Annotated in this window: 10 protein-coding genes; all 10 read right to left on the reverse strand. The window is 60.6% G+C overall.

The features are described 5' to 3' along the window. Positions 1-2: 2 nt before the first annotated feature. Positions 3-794: a peptidylprolyl isomerase gene (locus QD357_RS19755; protein WP_414124887.1), complete on the reverse strand. Its 792-nt coding sequence runs from the start codon at positions 792-794 to the stop codon at positions 3-5. 99 nt (positions 795-893) lie between these two features. Then, positions 894-1,625 carry a respiratory nitrate reductase subunit gamma gene (narI, locus tag QD357_RS19760; RefSeq protein WP_414124848.1) on the reverse strand — a complete coding sequence of 244 codons (732 nt, stop codon included), beginning with the start codon at positions 1,623-1,625 and terminating at the stop codon, positions 894-896. A gap of 12 nt (positions 1,626-1,637) precedes the next feature. Then, entirely contained in the window at positions 1,638-2,348 is a 711-nt protein-coding gene (gene narJ, locus QD357_RS19765) for a nitrate reductase molybdenum cofactor assembly chaperone (RefSeq protein WP_414124849.1), read from the reverse strand. After that, positions 2,348-3,874 (reverse strand): nitrate reductase subunit beta, encoded by a 1,527-nt coding sequence (gene narH, locus QD357_RS19770; protein WP_183938756.1) that lies wholly within the window; start codon positions 3,872-3,874, stop codon positions 2,348-2,350. Before narH ends, narJ begins: the two co-directional genes overlap by 1 nt. Then, positions 3,871-7,614: a nitrate reductase subunit alpha gene (locus QD357_RS19775; protein WP_414124851.1), complete on the reverse strand. Its 3,744-nt coding sequence runs from the start codon at positions 7,612-7,614 to the stop codon at positions 3,871-3,873. Before QD357_RS19775 ends, narH begins: the two co-directional genes overlap by 4 nt. Before the next feature lie 15 nt (positions 7,615-7,629). Further along, positions 7,630-10,380, reverse strand: a complete 2,751-nt coding sequence (locus QD357_RS19780; protein ID WP_414124852.1) for a nitrate/nitrite transporter — start codon at positions 10,378-10,380, stop codon at positions 7,630-7,632. Positions 10,381-11,056: 676 nt separating this feature from the next. Next, complete coding sequence (locus QD357_RS19785) at positions 11,057-11,332, reverse strand: metal-sensing transcriptional repressor (protein WP_183938754.1); 276 nt, start codon at positions 11,330-11,332, stop codon at positions 11,057-11,059. 99 nt (positions 11,333-11,431) lie between these two features. Then, the gene (locus tag QD357_RS19790; protein ID WP_414124853.1) at positions 11,432-12,793 is read right to left on the reverse strand and encodes a cation diffusion facilitator family transporter; all 1,362 of its coding nucleotides are present in this window, start codon (positions 12,791-12,793) and stop codon (positions 11,432-11,434) included. Positions 12,794-12,980: 187 nt separating this feature from the next. After that, positions 12,981-14,498, reverse strand: coding sequence for a multicopper oxidase family protein (locus QD357_RS19795; RefSeq protein ID WP_414124854.1), 1,518 nt, complete (start codon positions 14,496-14,498; stop codon positions 12,981-12,983). 102 nt (positions 14,499-14,600) lie between these two features. Then, positions 14,601-14,792, reverse strand: a complete 192-nt coding sequence (locus QD357_RS19800; protein ID WP_414124855.1) for a heavy-metal-associated domain-containing protein — start codon at positions 14,790-14,792, stop codon at positions 14,601-14,603. Positions 14,793-14,868: the final 76 nt, after the last annotated feature.

Raw genomic sequence — 14,868 nt, forward strand, 5'->3', positions numbered from 1 at the left:
CCTCACTGCACAAGAGGTGTCGCAGCACCCTTAAGCGCGATTCCGCGGATATCTGCGCGGCCAACGAGCAGCGAGATATACTGCGCCGTTGCCTGACGACGGACGTGCTCTTCGAGATAGAAGGCGATCTGCGCCTTGACCGCTTCGAACGGCAGGAGCGAACCTTCGATCTTCCGGGCGAGGCGGATGAGGTGGACCCCATAGCGGGTTTCGACGGGCGCTGATATCTGGCCGACAGCAAGCTCGATCAGCGCGGCCTCGAATTCCGGCGTCGTATCTCCCAGGCTGACCTGCCCGAGACTGCCGCCGACCTCGCGTGAGGGACAGTCGGAACAGTCTCTGGCCAATTCGGCAAAGCGCTCCGGCTCGCGCTCCAGAGCGCCGGCAAGCGAAACCACCCGCTCCCGCGCTTCTGCGAAAGCGACGGCATCCTGCCGCCGCGCTGCGATCAGGATATGATCCACCTCGAAAAGCGGCGACGTCAAGAAACGCTTGCGGTTATTGTCATAGAACCGACGCAACGCCTCCTCGTCCGCCGCGGGCGTCTGCACTTCCCGTTCGAGGAGTGCACGCAGCAACGCGTCTTCATCGGTTTCGACGCGCCCCTCGGCATCGGCCTGTGGCTCGATGAGGATGCCCAGGCGCTGCGCCTCCTCCAAAAGCAGATGGCGAACGACGAGCGCTCGCGTCGCGGCATGCCATGCAGCGCCCGGATTGTCGGCCGGGAAATTCTGCGTCTCTGCGGCGATGTCCTTGCGGGAGATCGACACGCCGTTGACGCTGACCGGCGGCATGACGACTGCCTCGGACCGGTTTGGCTTATGCTCGTGCCGGTGCTCGTGCTCGCCGCTTACCTGCGTGGTGGTACGGTCGATGATGATGGAAACCATGGCTCACTCCCCCGGATGCCTGTAGGAACGGGACGGATGACGCTCGCGATCGAAGCGGCTCCGCACGACCTGATAGCCGGGACGTCCGAGATACCAGATCGGCGCACTCCAGATATGGACAAGGCGGGTGAACGGAAACAGCAAAAAGATCGTCATGCCGAGCAACAGGTGCATCTTGAAGATGGGATGCACATCCGCGACGTAGGCAGCGGCAGCCGGCTGCAGCGTCAAAATGCCCTGCGCCCAGTTCATGAACTTCACCATCTCATGTCCGTCCATATGCTGAAGCGAAACGAAGATGGTGGAGAGGCCGAACGTCAGTTGCAGCCACAGAATGAGCAGGATCGCCATATCCCCGAAACTCGACGTCGCACAGATGCGCGGATCGAAGAAGCGGCGATGGGCAAGAAGCGTAATGCCGATGAAGCAGGCGATGCCGGAGACACCGCCGACGACGATCGCGAGTCCCTGCTTGAAACTGTGCGAGATCCCAAGCGCGTCGAAGATTGCAATCGGTGTCAGCAATCCGCCGGCATGGCCGAAGAAGATCACCAATATGCCGATGTGAAACAGGTTCGAACCCCAGCGCAGTTGCTTGCGGCGCAGCAACTGCGACGAACCGGTCTTCCAAGTATATTGCTCGCGATCGAAGCGGATCAAGCTGCCGAGTAGGAAGACCGTGAGACAGAGATAGGGATACCAGCCGAAGAGTGCGGAATTGATCGTCTCGGACATGATCTTCCTCCTTCAATGAGCGTTGCTGCGCACATCGCGATGTGCCGCACGCAATCGGGTCTGAAGCCGTTCACTGGAGCAACCGTCCATGGCGCCGCCTCCAGGGCCGAAGGTGACGGCGGTTTCTTCCCACTCCGCATCAAGGGCGGCAAGGTCGCCGGACGCTGAAGCGGGAAGCTCGACTTCAGTGGACGTATCGAGCGAGACACCCGCCATGACGCGAATGGCCGTTAGCACGGCCGCATAAGGAGATTCCCGTGATACCAGCCGCTCTTCGAGCGCACCCAGGATATGAGCGGTCTCAGAGAGAAGGTTGAGAGCCTCGCCAAGCGGCTTCGTCGACAGATATTCGAGGAAGAGCGGCAGATAGTCCGGCAGTTCGTTGGCCTGGAGTTCCAGTCCGTCCTTTTCGTAAAGAGCGGCGAGATCGACCATGGCCTGCCCGCGATCGCGGCTTTCTCCATGCACATGCTCAAAGAGATGCAGCGAAAGGCGCCGGCTTCTGTCGAATAGTTCGACGTAGCGTTCCTGCAGCTCGAAGAGATCGAGTGATGTAAGATCATTGAGAAGCGGGCGAAGCGCCGATGCGATCGCAGGCGGCACGAGCTTCTCGGAGGTGATCGCCTCTTCGATCTCCGGTACGGCAGCACAAAGCTCCTCCGACGGATAGGTCAGGAGTGCGGAGAGTGCGCGGAAGGTAAGAACGGCTTGTCTCTCGGTCATCATGCGATCTCCATCGGGTTCTTGGCCTTTTTCTGCGGCTTCGCGCCGAAGAGATTGGTCTCGCTTGAGCCACCGGAACAGCCATTGCCAAAGGTGAAGCCGCAGGAGCCGCGCAGATCATAGGCGTCCTCGCTCCATTCGCGATGCGCCGTCGGGATGACGAAGCGATCCTCGTAGTTGGCGATGGCCATGATCCGGTACATGTCCTCGATATCGGCTCCGGTGAGCCCGACATTCTCCGCGATACGCTCGTCAATGCGGCCGTCAATGGACTTGGCGCGCATATAGCCGCGCATGGCAAGCATGCGCTCCAGCGCCAGCGCCACGGGCTCTTCGTTGCCAGCAGTCAGGAGGTTGGCGAGATATTGCAGCGGGATGCGCAGCGAACGAACATCCGGCATATCGCCGTTCAGGCCCATCTTGCCGGCAGAAGCTGCCGACTGGATCGGCGAAAGCGGCGGCACATACCAGACCATTGGCAGCGTGCGATATTCGGGATGCAGCGGAAAGGCGACCTTCCAGTCCATCGCCATCTTCCAGATCGGCGAAACAACAGCGGCCTCGAGCCACGCTTCCGGTACGCCGTCGGCGCGCGCCTGGGCGATCACCTTCGGATCCTTCGGGTCGAGGAAAAGATCGAGCTGGGCTTGGTAGAGATCCTTCTCGTTCGGTGCGCTTGCGGCCGCCTCGATGCGGTCGGCATCGTAAAGCAGCACGCCGAGATAGCGAATGCGCCCGACGCAGGTTTCCGAGCAGACCGTCGGCTGGCCGGCCTCGATACGCGGATAGCAAAAGATGCACTTTTCCGACTTACCGGATGACCAGTTGTAATAGATCTTCTTGTAAGGGCAGCCGGAAACGCACATACGCCAGCCGCGGCACTTGTCCTGGTCGATGAGCACGATGCCGTCCTCTTCGCGCTTATAGATGGCGCCCGAAGGACAGACGGCAGCACAGGCCGGGTTGAGGCAGTGCTCGCACAGCCGCGGCAGGTACATCATGAAGGTATTTTCGAACTGGCCGTAGATTTCCTTCTCGATACCCTCGAAGTTCACGTCCTTGGAGCGTTTCTCGAATTCTCCGCCGAGGATTTCCTCCCAGTTCGGACCCCATTCGATCTTCTCGATGCGTTCGCCTGAGATCAGCGACCGCGGGCGCGCCGTCGGGAAGGCCTTCGATTCCTTCGCCGTGTGCAGATGGTCGTAGTCGAAGGTAAAGGGCTCGTAATAGTCGTCGATCTCCGGCAGATCGGGGTTGGCGAAGATATTGGCGAGGATGCGCCATTTCGCACCGATCTTAGGTTCGATCTTGCCATTGCGCTTGCGCCGCCAGCCACCGTTCCATTTCTCCTGGTTTTCCCATTCGCGGGGATAGCCGACGCCGGGCTTGGTCTCGACATTGTTGAACCAGGCATATTCGACGCCCTCGCGGCTGGTCCAGACGTTCTTGCAGGTCACAGAACAGGTATGGCAGCCGATGCATTTATCGAGGTTCAGAACCATCGCGATCTGAGCACGGATCTTCATTCTGCAGCCTCCTTCTGGGTATTGGTTGCGAGCGGCTCTTCCAGCCAATCGACCCTGGACATCTTGCGCACGACGACGAACTCGTCGCGGTTGGAACCGACGGTGCCGTAATAGTTGAAACCGTAAGCGAGCTGGGCATAGCCGCCAATCATATGGGTCGGCTTCAGGACCGTGCGGGTCACCGAGTTATGGATGCCGCCGCGGTTACCGGTAATCTCCGAGCCAGGGGTGTTAATGATCTTTTCCTGGGCGTGATACATCAGCACCATGCCCTGCTTGATGCGCTGCGAAACGACGGCACGGGCCGTCAGCGCGCCATTGGCGTTGAAGACTTCGACCCAGTCGTTGTCGACGATGCCCGCCGACTTCGCATCCGTCTCGGAAACCCAGACGACGGGCCCGCCCCGGTTCAGGGTCAGCATCAACAGGTTGTCGGTATAGGTGGAATGGATGCCCCACTTCTGGTGCGGCGTCAGGAAATTGAGGACGATTTCCTTATTGCCGTTCGGATGGCGATCCTTCACAACACCGATCGTCTTCAGGTCCACCGGCGGTTTCCAGGTGACGAAACCCTCCCCGAAAGCCCGCATCCAAAGATGATCCTGATAAAGCTGCTGGCGGCCCGTGAGCGTACGCCATGGGATCAGCTCATGGACGTTCGTGTAGCCGGCATTATAGCAGACCTTCTCGCTCTCGATGCCCGACCAGGTGGGCGACGAAATGATCTTGCGCGGCTGCGCCTGGATATCGCGATATCGGATCTTCTCGTCTTCCTTGGGAAGGGCGAGATGCTTGTGTTCGCGGCCGGTCGCTTTCGAGAGAGCCTCCCAGGCCTTCACCGCCACTTCGCCATTGGTCTCCGGCGCGAGCATCAGAATAACCTCGGCGGCATCGATATCCGTCTCGATCTTCGGCATGCCCTTTGCCGCACCGTCCGGATGCACGCCGTTCAGTGCGCCGAGCGCCGCCACCTCATGCTCGGTCTTCCAGTTGATGCCCTTGCCGCCATTGCCGATCGAGGTCATCAGCGGTCCGAGCGCCGTATAGCGGGCGTAGGTATTCGGGTAGTCGCGCTCGATAACAGCGACCGATGGCATGCTAAGGCCTGGTATCGGCTCGATTTCGCCGCGTTTCCAATCCTTGACATCGAAGGGCTGCGCCATTTCGCCGGCGGTGTCGTGTTGAATCGGCGTCAAGACGACATCCTGCTCGACGCCGAGCACTTCCGGGGCAATACGCGAAAAGGCCTTGGCAATGCCCTTGTAGATCTCCCAGTCGGAACGAGCTTCCCAGGCGGGATCAACCGCCGCCGATAGCGGATGGATGAAGGGATGCATATCCGAAGTGTTGAGGTCGTTTTTCTCGTACCAGGTGGCCGTCGGCAAGACGATGTCGGAGTAGACGCATGTGGTCGACATGCGGAAATCCAGGGTCACCAGCAGGTCAAGCTTGCCCCGCGGCGCCTCGTCATGCCAGACGACTTCCTTGTTGCGAACAGCCCCTTCCGGTCCGAGGTCCTTGCCCATGACGCCGTTTTCGGTGCCGAGCAGGTGCTTTAGGAAGTATTCGTGCCCCTTGCCGGAGGAGCCGAGCAGGTTAGAGCGCCAGACGAACATATTGCGCGGCCAGTTGGCCGGATCATCCGGATCCTCGCATGAAAGCTCGAGCTCGCCGGATTTCAGCGCCTTGGCGACGTAATCCTTCGGCTCCAGGCCGGCCGCCTTCGCTGTTGCGGCAATCGAKAGCGGGTTGACCTTCAACTGCGGGGCCGACGGCAGCCAGCCCATGCGCTCAGCGCGGACGTTGTAGTCGATGAAACTGCTTTGCCAATCGCCTTCCGGCGCCGTCGGCGACAGGATCTCAGCCGCCGTCAGCGTCTCATAGCGCCACTGGTCGGTATGGGCATAGAAGAACGACGTCGAGTTTTGGTGGCGCGGCGGACGAGACCAGTCGAGCCCGAAGGCAAGCGGCGTCCAGCCGGTCTGCGGCCGCAATTTCTCCTGCCCGACATAATGGGACCAGCCGCCGCCGGACTGACCGATCGCCCCGCAGAAGACGAGGAGGTTGATCACGCCGCGGTAGTTCATATCCATGTTGTACCAATGGTTCATGCCGGCGCCGATGATGATCATCGAGCGGCCATTGGTCTTCTCGGCATTGGTTGCGAACTCCCGGGCGACGGTGATGATCGCATCGCGCTTGACCCCGGTGATGTTCTCCGCCCAGGCGGGCGTAAACGGCACATTCTCATCGTAATCGCGGGCAACGTTCGCACCGCCGAAACCGCGATCGAGACCGTAGTTGGCCATCATCAGATCGTAGACAGTCGCGACCTTGATGGGGGCGCCATCGGTGCCTGATATCGTCCGGACAGGGACATTGCGGGTCAGGATTTCGCCATGCTCAGTCGCCACGAAGTGCTCCGTGGCCCGGCCGCCGAAATAGGGGAAGTCCACTGCCTCGATCTCAGCCCCCTCGCCCGCAAGCGAGAGTTTGAGACAGGTGTCGTGGCCATGGCCATCTTTCTCCTCAAGGTTCCACTTGGCCGCTTCGCCCCAGCGATAGCCGACGGAGCCGAGAGGCGCGACCAGTTCGCCCGTCTTTTCGTCGATCGCGACCGTCTTCCATTCCGGATTGTTGGTTTCGCCCAGCGTGCCTTCCAGTTCCGAAGCCCGAAGCAGGCGCTCGGGAACCAGCCGGCCCTCCCGCTCCACAAGCCGCACCAGGAACGGCATATCAGTGTAGCGACGCGTGTAATCCTCGAAATAGGGAACCGACCGTTCGAGATAATATTCCCGCAAGATCACATGGCCCATCGCGAGCGCCAGCGCCGCATCGGTTCCCTGCTTCGGGTTCAGCCAGATATCGGCGAATTTCGTCGCCTCGGCATAGTCCGGACTGACGACGGCGCTCTTGGTGCCCTTGTAGCGGACTTCGGTATAGAAATGCGCGTCCGGCGTGCGCGTCTGCGGCACGTTCGAGCCCCAGACGATGATGAAGCCGGCATTGTACCAGTCAGCACTCTCCGGGACATCGGTCTGCTCGCCCCAGGTTTGCGGGCTTGCCGGCGGCAGGTCGCAATACCAATCGTAGAAGGACATGCACACGCCGCCGATAAGCGAGAGATAACGCGCGCCCGCCGCATAGGAGACCATCGACATCGCCGGGATCGGCGAAAAGCCGATGACGCGGTCCGGGCCATGCGCCTTGATCGTGTAGGCGTTGGCGGCAGCAACGATTTCCGTCACCTCGTCCCAATTCGCCCGCACGAAGCCGCCGTGCCCGCGGATGGAGATGTAAGACTTGCGCTTTTCGGCATCCTCGACGATCGACGCCCAGGCGGCGACCGGCGACATGGTTTGCCGCGCCTTGCGCCACAGCTTCAGGAGCCGGCCTCGGATCATCGGGTATTTCACACGCGCGCCGGAATAGAGATACCAGCTATAAGACGCGCCGCGCGAACAGCCGCGCGGCTCATGGTTCGGCAGGTCCGGCCGCGTGCGCGGATAGTCCGTCTGCTGCGTCTCCCAGGTGACGATGCCGCCCTTCACGTAGATCTTCCACGAGCAGGAGCCCGTGCAGTTCACGCCATGGGTGGAGCGGACGATCTTGTCGTGCTGCCAGCGCTTGCGGTAGCCATCCTCCCAAGAGCGATCCTCGCTGGTGACGATGCCGTGGCCGTTGGAAAACTGGCCGACATTCTTTCGGAAGAAGGTGAGCCGGTCGAGGAAATGAGACATGTGGTTCTCCTGGTCTTATTCAGCGGCAGCGGCCTTGCCGGCGGTGCTTCGCTTGTTGCGCTCGACGTCGTAGAGAAGGCCGCCCTTGCGGGTATAGGCGGCCCAGGTGAGGACGAGGCAGGTCACGTAGAAGATGAGGAAGGCCCAGAGTGCTGCCTGCGGCCCGCCCGTGAAGGTGATCGACAGCCCGTAGCCCATCGGAATGAAGAAGGCGCCGAAGGCGGCGATCGCCGAGGTAAAGCCGGTCATCGCGGCGGATTCCTTTTCGGCCTCCAGACGGCGGGCTTCGGGCGTCGCGTCCGGCATCAGCCGGATCATTTCCTTACCCATGATCGCCGGGATCATCTGGAAGGTCGAGGCATTGCCGACACCTGTCGCGAAGAAGAGCACCAGGAAGGAGATGAAGAAGCCCCAGAAGGCATCCGGCTGATCCTTGGTCGCGATGAACCAGAGGACACCGCAGGCACCGGCCATCATCAGCACAAAGACCCATAAGGTGACCCGAGCGCCACCGAAGCGGTCGGCAAGCCAGCCGGTTCCCGAGCGGGAAAGCGCCCCGACCAGTGGGCCGAGGAAGGCGAACTGCAGCGCGTTGACATCGGGAAACAGCGTCTTGGCAAGCAGCGGGAAGCCCGCCGAATAGCCGATGAAGGAGCCGAAGGTTCCGGTATAGAGCCAGCACATGATCCAGTTGTGCCGGCGTTGAAAGATGACCGCCTGCTCGGCGAAGGACGCCTTTGCCGAAGCGATGTCGTTCATCCCGAACCAGGAGGCGAAAGCCGAGATCGCGATGAACGGGACGAAGAAGAAGCCTGCATTCTGAAGCCAGAGCGGCGTTGCGCCGGTCGCTGCCTTCGTCATGACCGGATCGCCGCCGAGCCAACCGAAGATGCCGGTGGTGATAACCAGCGGCACGACGAACTGGACGACGCTCACGCCGAGATTGCCGAGACCGGCATTGAGGGCCAGCGCATTGCCCTTTTCCGACTTCGGAAAGAAGAAGGAGATATTGGACATCGACGAGGCGAAGTTACCGCCGCCGAAGCCGCAAAGCAGGGCAAGAAGAAGGAAGACGACGTAGGGCGTATCCGGGTTCTGCACCGCAAAACCTATGCCGACAGCGGGTATGATCAGCGACCAGGTCGTCAGCGTCGTCCACAGCCGCCCGCCGAAAATCGGCACCATGAAGGAATAGAAAATCCGGAAGGTTGCGCCGGAAATGCCGGGAAGAGCCGCCAGCCAGAAGAGCTGATCGGTGGTGAAGGCATAGCCTACGAGCGGCAGCTTCGCGACGACCACCGACCAGACCTGCCAGACAGCGAAGGACAGAAGCAGCGCCGGGATCGAAAGCCGGAGATTGCGCCGCGCGATGCGCCGGCCTTTTTCCGCCCAGAAAGTCGGATCTTCCGGACGCCAGTCGGTCAGCACCGCATCGCTGCGGCGAGGCTCGGCCTTCGGTGCCGGCATGCCCTGCATTTCCGGGAAGGGCGGCAGCGCAGCGAGGGTCTTTTCCGTGGCACCGCGCTCCATCTGACGGATGGCCACATGCATCCAGAGGAGAGCGACCGAGACCAGCAGGAAAAGCGCCATGAAGCAGCTCGTCCAGAGGCCGGTAAGGTCGAGCAGGACACCGAAGAGGATCGGCAACAGGAACCCACCGAGACCGCCGATCATCCCGACCAGCCCGCCGACGGCGCCGACATGATCCGGATAATAGACCGGAATGTGCTTGTAGACCGCAGCCTTGCCGAGCGCCATGAAGAAGCCGAGGACAAAGAGAACGACGGTGAAACCCACCAGCCCCATCTCGAGGTGGAAGTTCACGGGGCCTTTGAGTGTTGTGACCACGTATTCGGTCGGCGGATAGGCGAGGATGAAAGTGGCGACAACGGAGACGAAGAACGTCCAATAGAGCACGCGGCGCGCGCCATAGACGTCCGAGAGATGGCCCCCGTAAGCGCGAAAAAGGCTGGCCGGCACGGAGAAGAAGGCGGCGATCATACCGGCGGTGCGGATATCGAGCCCGTAAACGCTGATCAGATATTGCGGCAGCCACAGTGCAAGGGCAACGAAAGCGCCGAATACAACGAAATAATAGAGCGAGAACCGCCAGACCTGCACATTCTTCAGCGGCTCAAGCTCGAGCCATGCGCTCTTCGGCCTTTGACCGGTGCGGCGCCGTTCGGCTTGGACGGGATCGTCTTTCGTCGTGAACCAGAAGAGGATCGCGGTGATTACCAGGCCTGCCGCCCAGATTTCTGCAACCGCATGCCAGCCCCAGGCGACCAGGACCAAGGGCGCCAGAAACTTTGTAACGGCCGAACCGACATTCCCTGCCCCGAAAATTCCAAGCGCCATGCCTTGCCTGCCAGGCGGATACCACCGCGAAACGTAGGCAACCCCAGCGGCAAACGAACCGCCTGCGATACCGACCCCAAGGGCCGCGAGCAGCATTTGCGGATATGTATGAGCGAATGTCAGCAAAAAGGTTGCGGCAGCCGCGGCCAGCATGGTCCCGACGAGCACGATGCGCCCGCCATAAATATCCGTCCAGATTCCGAGCGCGACACGGATCAATGAACCGGTCAGAATCGGCGTGCCGACCAGAAGGCCAAATTCGGTCTCGCTGAGCCCGAGCTCGTCTCGAATTCGAATTCCGATAATGGCGAAAATGGTCCAGGCTGCAAAACACACGGTAAACGCAACCGTGCTTGCGGTGAGGGCGGTACGCTGAGCCTTTACGTCAATGTCTTCGAGAGCAGGCATGGCGATATTCCATTCGTGACGAGGGATGTGTCCTTCTTCAGTCTCGAAATCAGGAATAACTACGAATGCAGGGGGACGACTTTGATCTCAATCAAATCCAGCGTCAGATACGAAGTATCTCAGCAATGAAATGAGCATCACAGGAATAAGTGATTAAATCAAGCATAAGTTGCAGGGCGGACGTCCCGGTGGGAAGCAGAGCCTGCCCACCGTCAGTCTCGTGTAAGACCTCGCGCCACGCCGAAACGTCGGGGCCATTTTAAGTTTTGCCAAGCTTGGCGGCAAGTGCGCCAGCGCTTTCCGTCGGCCGCTATTACGATGCCGTACTGGCCGCCCAGCAAGGTCACGGTATCGCCTTGGTGTGGAACGGGTCTGACCGAAAAGACCTGAGCATTGAAGGCCTGGCACCGGAAATCGGTCCGAGATCAGAAGTCCCGGAGCCTTCTAGCTTGTGCCGCTAACCACGGACAAATAAGAGACTCGTTCCGCAATCGATTGGTTCAGAGGCCAATCTGTTACCGAAAACAAGGCCGGCGCCTGAGTGGCGAATTTGCGTTCCTTTAGATTGGTTTTTGCAAATCCAATCCATCGTCTTCTTGGACCCCCGCAGCCGTGAGGATCTGCGCCGAAGGCTGCTGCGAACAATCCGAAATAAGCCAGCAGATCGGCCATGCCGTCAGAGGTATTTCGTAATGGTCTTGAATTCGTCGATGGACTGCCGCTTGTCGCGAGGCAGCGCTCCGACAGTTTCTTCGAGGCAATGATCGAGATGGTCCTGGATAAGAGTGCGCTTTGCGTTGACGATCGCCTTCTCGACGGCGGATAGCTGCTGGGCGATGTCGAGGCATGGCTTGCCGTCCTCGATCATGGTGATCACGCTCTTCAAATGGCCCTCAGCGCGCTTGAGCCGCTTGATGATCTCCGGATGAGTGGCGTGTGTGTGTTCCGTCATGATGTCCTGTATCCCCCTAGAGGGGATGACTGTCAATGCCAGCGCGGTAGTGCACTTGACTCGGGGTCAAGGGGCCGTCGGCTCAAACCGCGTGCCGGATCAATGATGATGCCCCTCCGGCTCCTCCATCCGGAATGGCAGGGCTTCAACCTTGTCGCCGGCGGTGAGCACGAGCTCCGCATCGAACTCGTGCGGTTCGGCCGGAGCCCGCGCGCTCAGCATTGCGTGATGGTCTGACGGAGACGCCGACAGCGTCAATATCTCGATTATGCCGCCCGCCCGTTTGATGTTGACGACCGCCTGCAGGCCATGCGCGTGGCTGGCGACTGAAAGCCGCATCCGCTCGCCATCCGGGGTGTCGATGATTTCGAGAAGCCCCCTCGCCAGCGAAGATCTGACGGTAAAGGGGGCCGGGGCATGATGATGTCCATGGTCACCATGACTTGCAGCGACGGCGGCAGAAACATCCGTCATGCCGAACTGGATCGTCGCGCTGCCAAGAGGCGGCAGATGGGCATGCAGCTCCTCGCGGAGAGCGCGCGCGATAGCGTTTGCTTCCGTAATCAATTTAGCCTGCTCGACCGCAATCGTGACGTCGGCGTGCAGCTTGTGACCAAGCCAGCGGGCCTTGACATCGGTAATCTGCTGGATGCCTGGCACGTGTTCCGCGGCATGACGCACTTCATCAGCAACACCGGGCTCGATACCATCAAGGCTTCGCGTAATKACCGCGCGGGCCGACTGCCAGACGATGCCGAAAATCGCGATGGTGATGAGAAGCCCGATGATCGGATCGGCAAGCGGAAAACCCAGCCAGACACCGGTTGCGCCCAACACGACGGCAAGGCTCGTCAGCCCGTCGGTTCGCGCGTGATAACCATCGGCGATCAATGCGGCGCTGTTCATCTCACGGCCGATCTTGATGCGGAAGATCGCCACGATCTCGTTTCCGACGAAACCGATGATGCCTGCTGCCGTCACCCAGCCGAGCTGGGTGATTGGCTGCGGATGGATAAGGCGGTTGATGGCCTCGTAGCCGGCGACGATCGCGCTGAACAGGATGATGAGAACGATCAGCATGCCTGCCAAATCCTCGACGCGACCCAGGCCATAGTTGAACCTGCCCGTAGGCGGGCGCCGCACCAACACAAAGGCAATCCAGAGCGGAATAGCCGTGGTCGCATCCGCGATATTGTGGATCGTATCCGCCAGCAGCGCCACCGAGCCCGATACAAAAACAACGATCAATTGCAGCAGCGCCGTGATCGCCAGGATGACGAAAGACCATTTGACGGCCCAGATCCCTCGCTCCGAAGTCGCGATGCTTGGATCGACAACACCGTGAGTATGACCGTGTCCCCCCGCATCGCCATGGGAATGACCGTGAGCTCCATGGCTATGGCCGGCTGCATGATGGTCGTGCGTACCGAAGCCAAGCCAAGCCTTTATCGTCGTAAACATGCAACCCTCACAGCAATCGATCGTCCGGCCATGATCGTGCCGACGCCACAGATTGCCCTTCTCCTATCCTCCCGGAGAGGATATGGTCAAGTGCATCCCGCCGCGGCCAGCGAGATGCGCAGAGGTTCGAGATGCACAAGGGTTGAAGAACCTTGCCAACCGGGATCTGCCCGTGTTGGCTGCAGGTTCAGGCCTGGACGTCGAGTAGGCCCATCATGCCGAGATCCTCGTGTTCGAGGATATGGCAGTGATACATGCGCTGCCCCGGCATATCCTGACGGATGAGGAAGCGCACCGTTTGGCCTGAGACGACGTTGACGGTGTCCTTCCAGGAGCGGTAGGGCGCCTTTGTCACCTTGCCGTCCTTCTCGTACTCGACAATCTGAAACTGCGTCCCGTGCACATGGAACGGATGATCCATGTCTGCCTTGTTGACGATTTCCCAAAGCTCGACATCGCCGCGCTTCATCACCTCGTCGATGCGGTTCATGTCGAAGCTGGCGCCGTTGATCTGGAAGGCCATGCTCATGCCACTCATCGATTCGCTTAGTACGAAGCGGCGGCTTTTGACTGGCGCGGGCAAGGGCGCGATCTCGCGTAACTTCGCCGGTAACGCCGGCATGGCAGGCGCTGGACTGTCGGAGATATTTGCCGTGAGCAAGGTCATGCCGGCCTCCTCGGGCTTGCCCGGCCCCATCCAACCGCGTTCATAGTCAAGCGTGGTGAGCTTGGCCGGTCCCGGCTGATCGAAAGCGACGACAAGCTCGGCCCGCTCGGCGGGCGCAAGCAGGAGTTCATCGAGCGCGACCGGCGCCTCGAGCAGGCCGCCATCGGTGCCGATCAGCACCATCGAGGCATTCTCGAAGCTTAGGCGCAGGAAGCGCGCATTGGTCGCGTTGAACAGCCGCAGACGTCGCTTCTCGCCTTTCGCCACGGCCAACACCGGGTTCTTCTCGCCGTTGACCAGCACATGATCGCCAACGCGGCCGTTCATGCGGTCCATCATGCCGTTTTCCGGGATCGAGCCATCGGCAGCAAGCCGGAGATCGGTGAACATCAGGATCGTGTCGCCGTATTCGGCGGGGATCGGGTCCTTCTCGGGCTTGACCAGGAAGATACCGGCAAGGCCGCGATAGACCTGCTCAGCGGTATGCCCATGCGGATGCGGATGGAACCAGTAGGGTGCGGCACTGCCCTGCGGCAGGTCGAAAACATATCGCTGCGACGCACCTGCGGCCACGGGAACCATGGGGTTGCCATCCTGATCGGCCGGCACCGGCATGCCATGCCAGTGAACGGTTGTCGGCTGATCGGGAATGCCGTTCCTGAAGTCGATCTCGATTCGGTCGCCTTCGCGAGCCTCGATCACCGGATTGCCGCCATTATAAAGGAGGACACGCGTGTCGAGCCCTTCGGCGAAGCGCACAATTGCGGGTTCGGCGGCAAGGTTGGCACGGAACAGGCCGACTTCGCCCGACTGGTTGGCCAGCCGTGGCAATTCGCGCAGCGGCTGCCCTTCAGGGAGCACGGGCATGCCTTCCGCTCTCGGATTGCTGACGCCGCCCATATCCATCCCGCCCATGTTCATGTCGCCCATGTCCATGGCACTGGCGCTCTTGCTGCTTTTGTCGATTGCGACGAGCGCCCCGACGACGCTGGTGACCGCAAGACCCGCCACGCTCGTTAGAAAGGTGCGTCTATGCATCGAGTGGTTTCCTCTTTAATCGCGCAGAACGATCGGCCGGCGAGGCCATTCGCTGCCTTGCATCCTGTTTGTTGATTGCCGAAGCATTATCCAACGCCGCGGTCAGTTTACCGCCGGATAGCCGGCCTGTTGGAGCGTTTGACGGACCTCCGCCGTATTGGCGTTCGTCTCAACCTTGATCGTGCGTGAGACAGGATCGGCAGTGACGTTAGCGTCGGCGTCGACCGACTGGATCGCCTTGGTGACGGCCCTCGCGCAGCCGCCGCAGGTCATGTTTTCGATTCTGAGTTCCATGAGAAATCTCCTTTGTTTCGATCTCATGGCGCTCAAAGTGGGGCTTCCAACGATGGGAAGGTCAAGGGGTTTCAAA

Origin of the sequence: Rhizobium sp. BR 317 (genome assembly GCF_047445835.1) — a bacterium.
Taxonomy (GTDB): domain Bacteria; phylum Pseudomonadota; class Alphaproteobacteria; order Rhizobiales; family Rhizobiaceae; genus Rhizobium; species Rhizobium paranaense.

Bases quoted from the DNA above. Each gene is read 5' to 3' on its own strand.
- QD357_RS19755 (WP_414124887.1), bottom strand. From the start codon at position 794: ATGCCGCCGGTCAGCGTCAACGGCGTGTCGATCTCCCGCAAGGACATC.
- narI (WP_414124848.1), bottom strand. From the start codon at position 1,625: ATGTCCGAGACGATCAATTCCGCACTCTTCGGCTGGTATCCCTATCTC.
- narJ (WP_414124849.1), bottom strand. From the start codon at position 2,348: ATGACCGAGAGACAAGCCGTTCTTACCTTCCGCGCACTCTCCGCACTC.
- narH (WP_183938756.1), bottom strand. From the start codon at position 3,874: ATGAAGATCCGTGCTCAGATCGCGATGGTTCTGAACCTCGATAAATGC.
- QD357_RS19780 (WP_414124852.1), bottom strand. From the start codon at position 10,380: ATGCCTGCTCTCGAAGACATTGACGTAAAGGCTCAGCGTACCGCCCTC.
- QD357_RS19785 (WP_183938754.1), bottom strand. From the start codon at position 11,332: ATGACGGAACACACACACGCCACTCATCCGGAGATCATCAAGCGGCTC.
- QD357_RS19795 (WP_414124854.1), bottom strand. From the start codon at position 14,498: ATGCATAGACGCACCTTTCTAACGAGCGTGGCGGGTCTTGCGGTCACC.
- QD357_RS19800 (WP_414124855.1), bottom strand. From the start codon at position 14,792: ATGGAACTCAGAATCGAAAACATGACCTGCGGCGGCTGCGCGAGGGCC.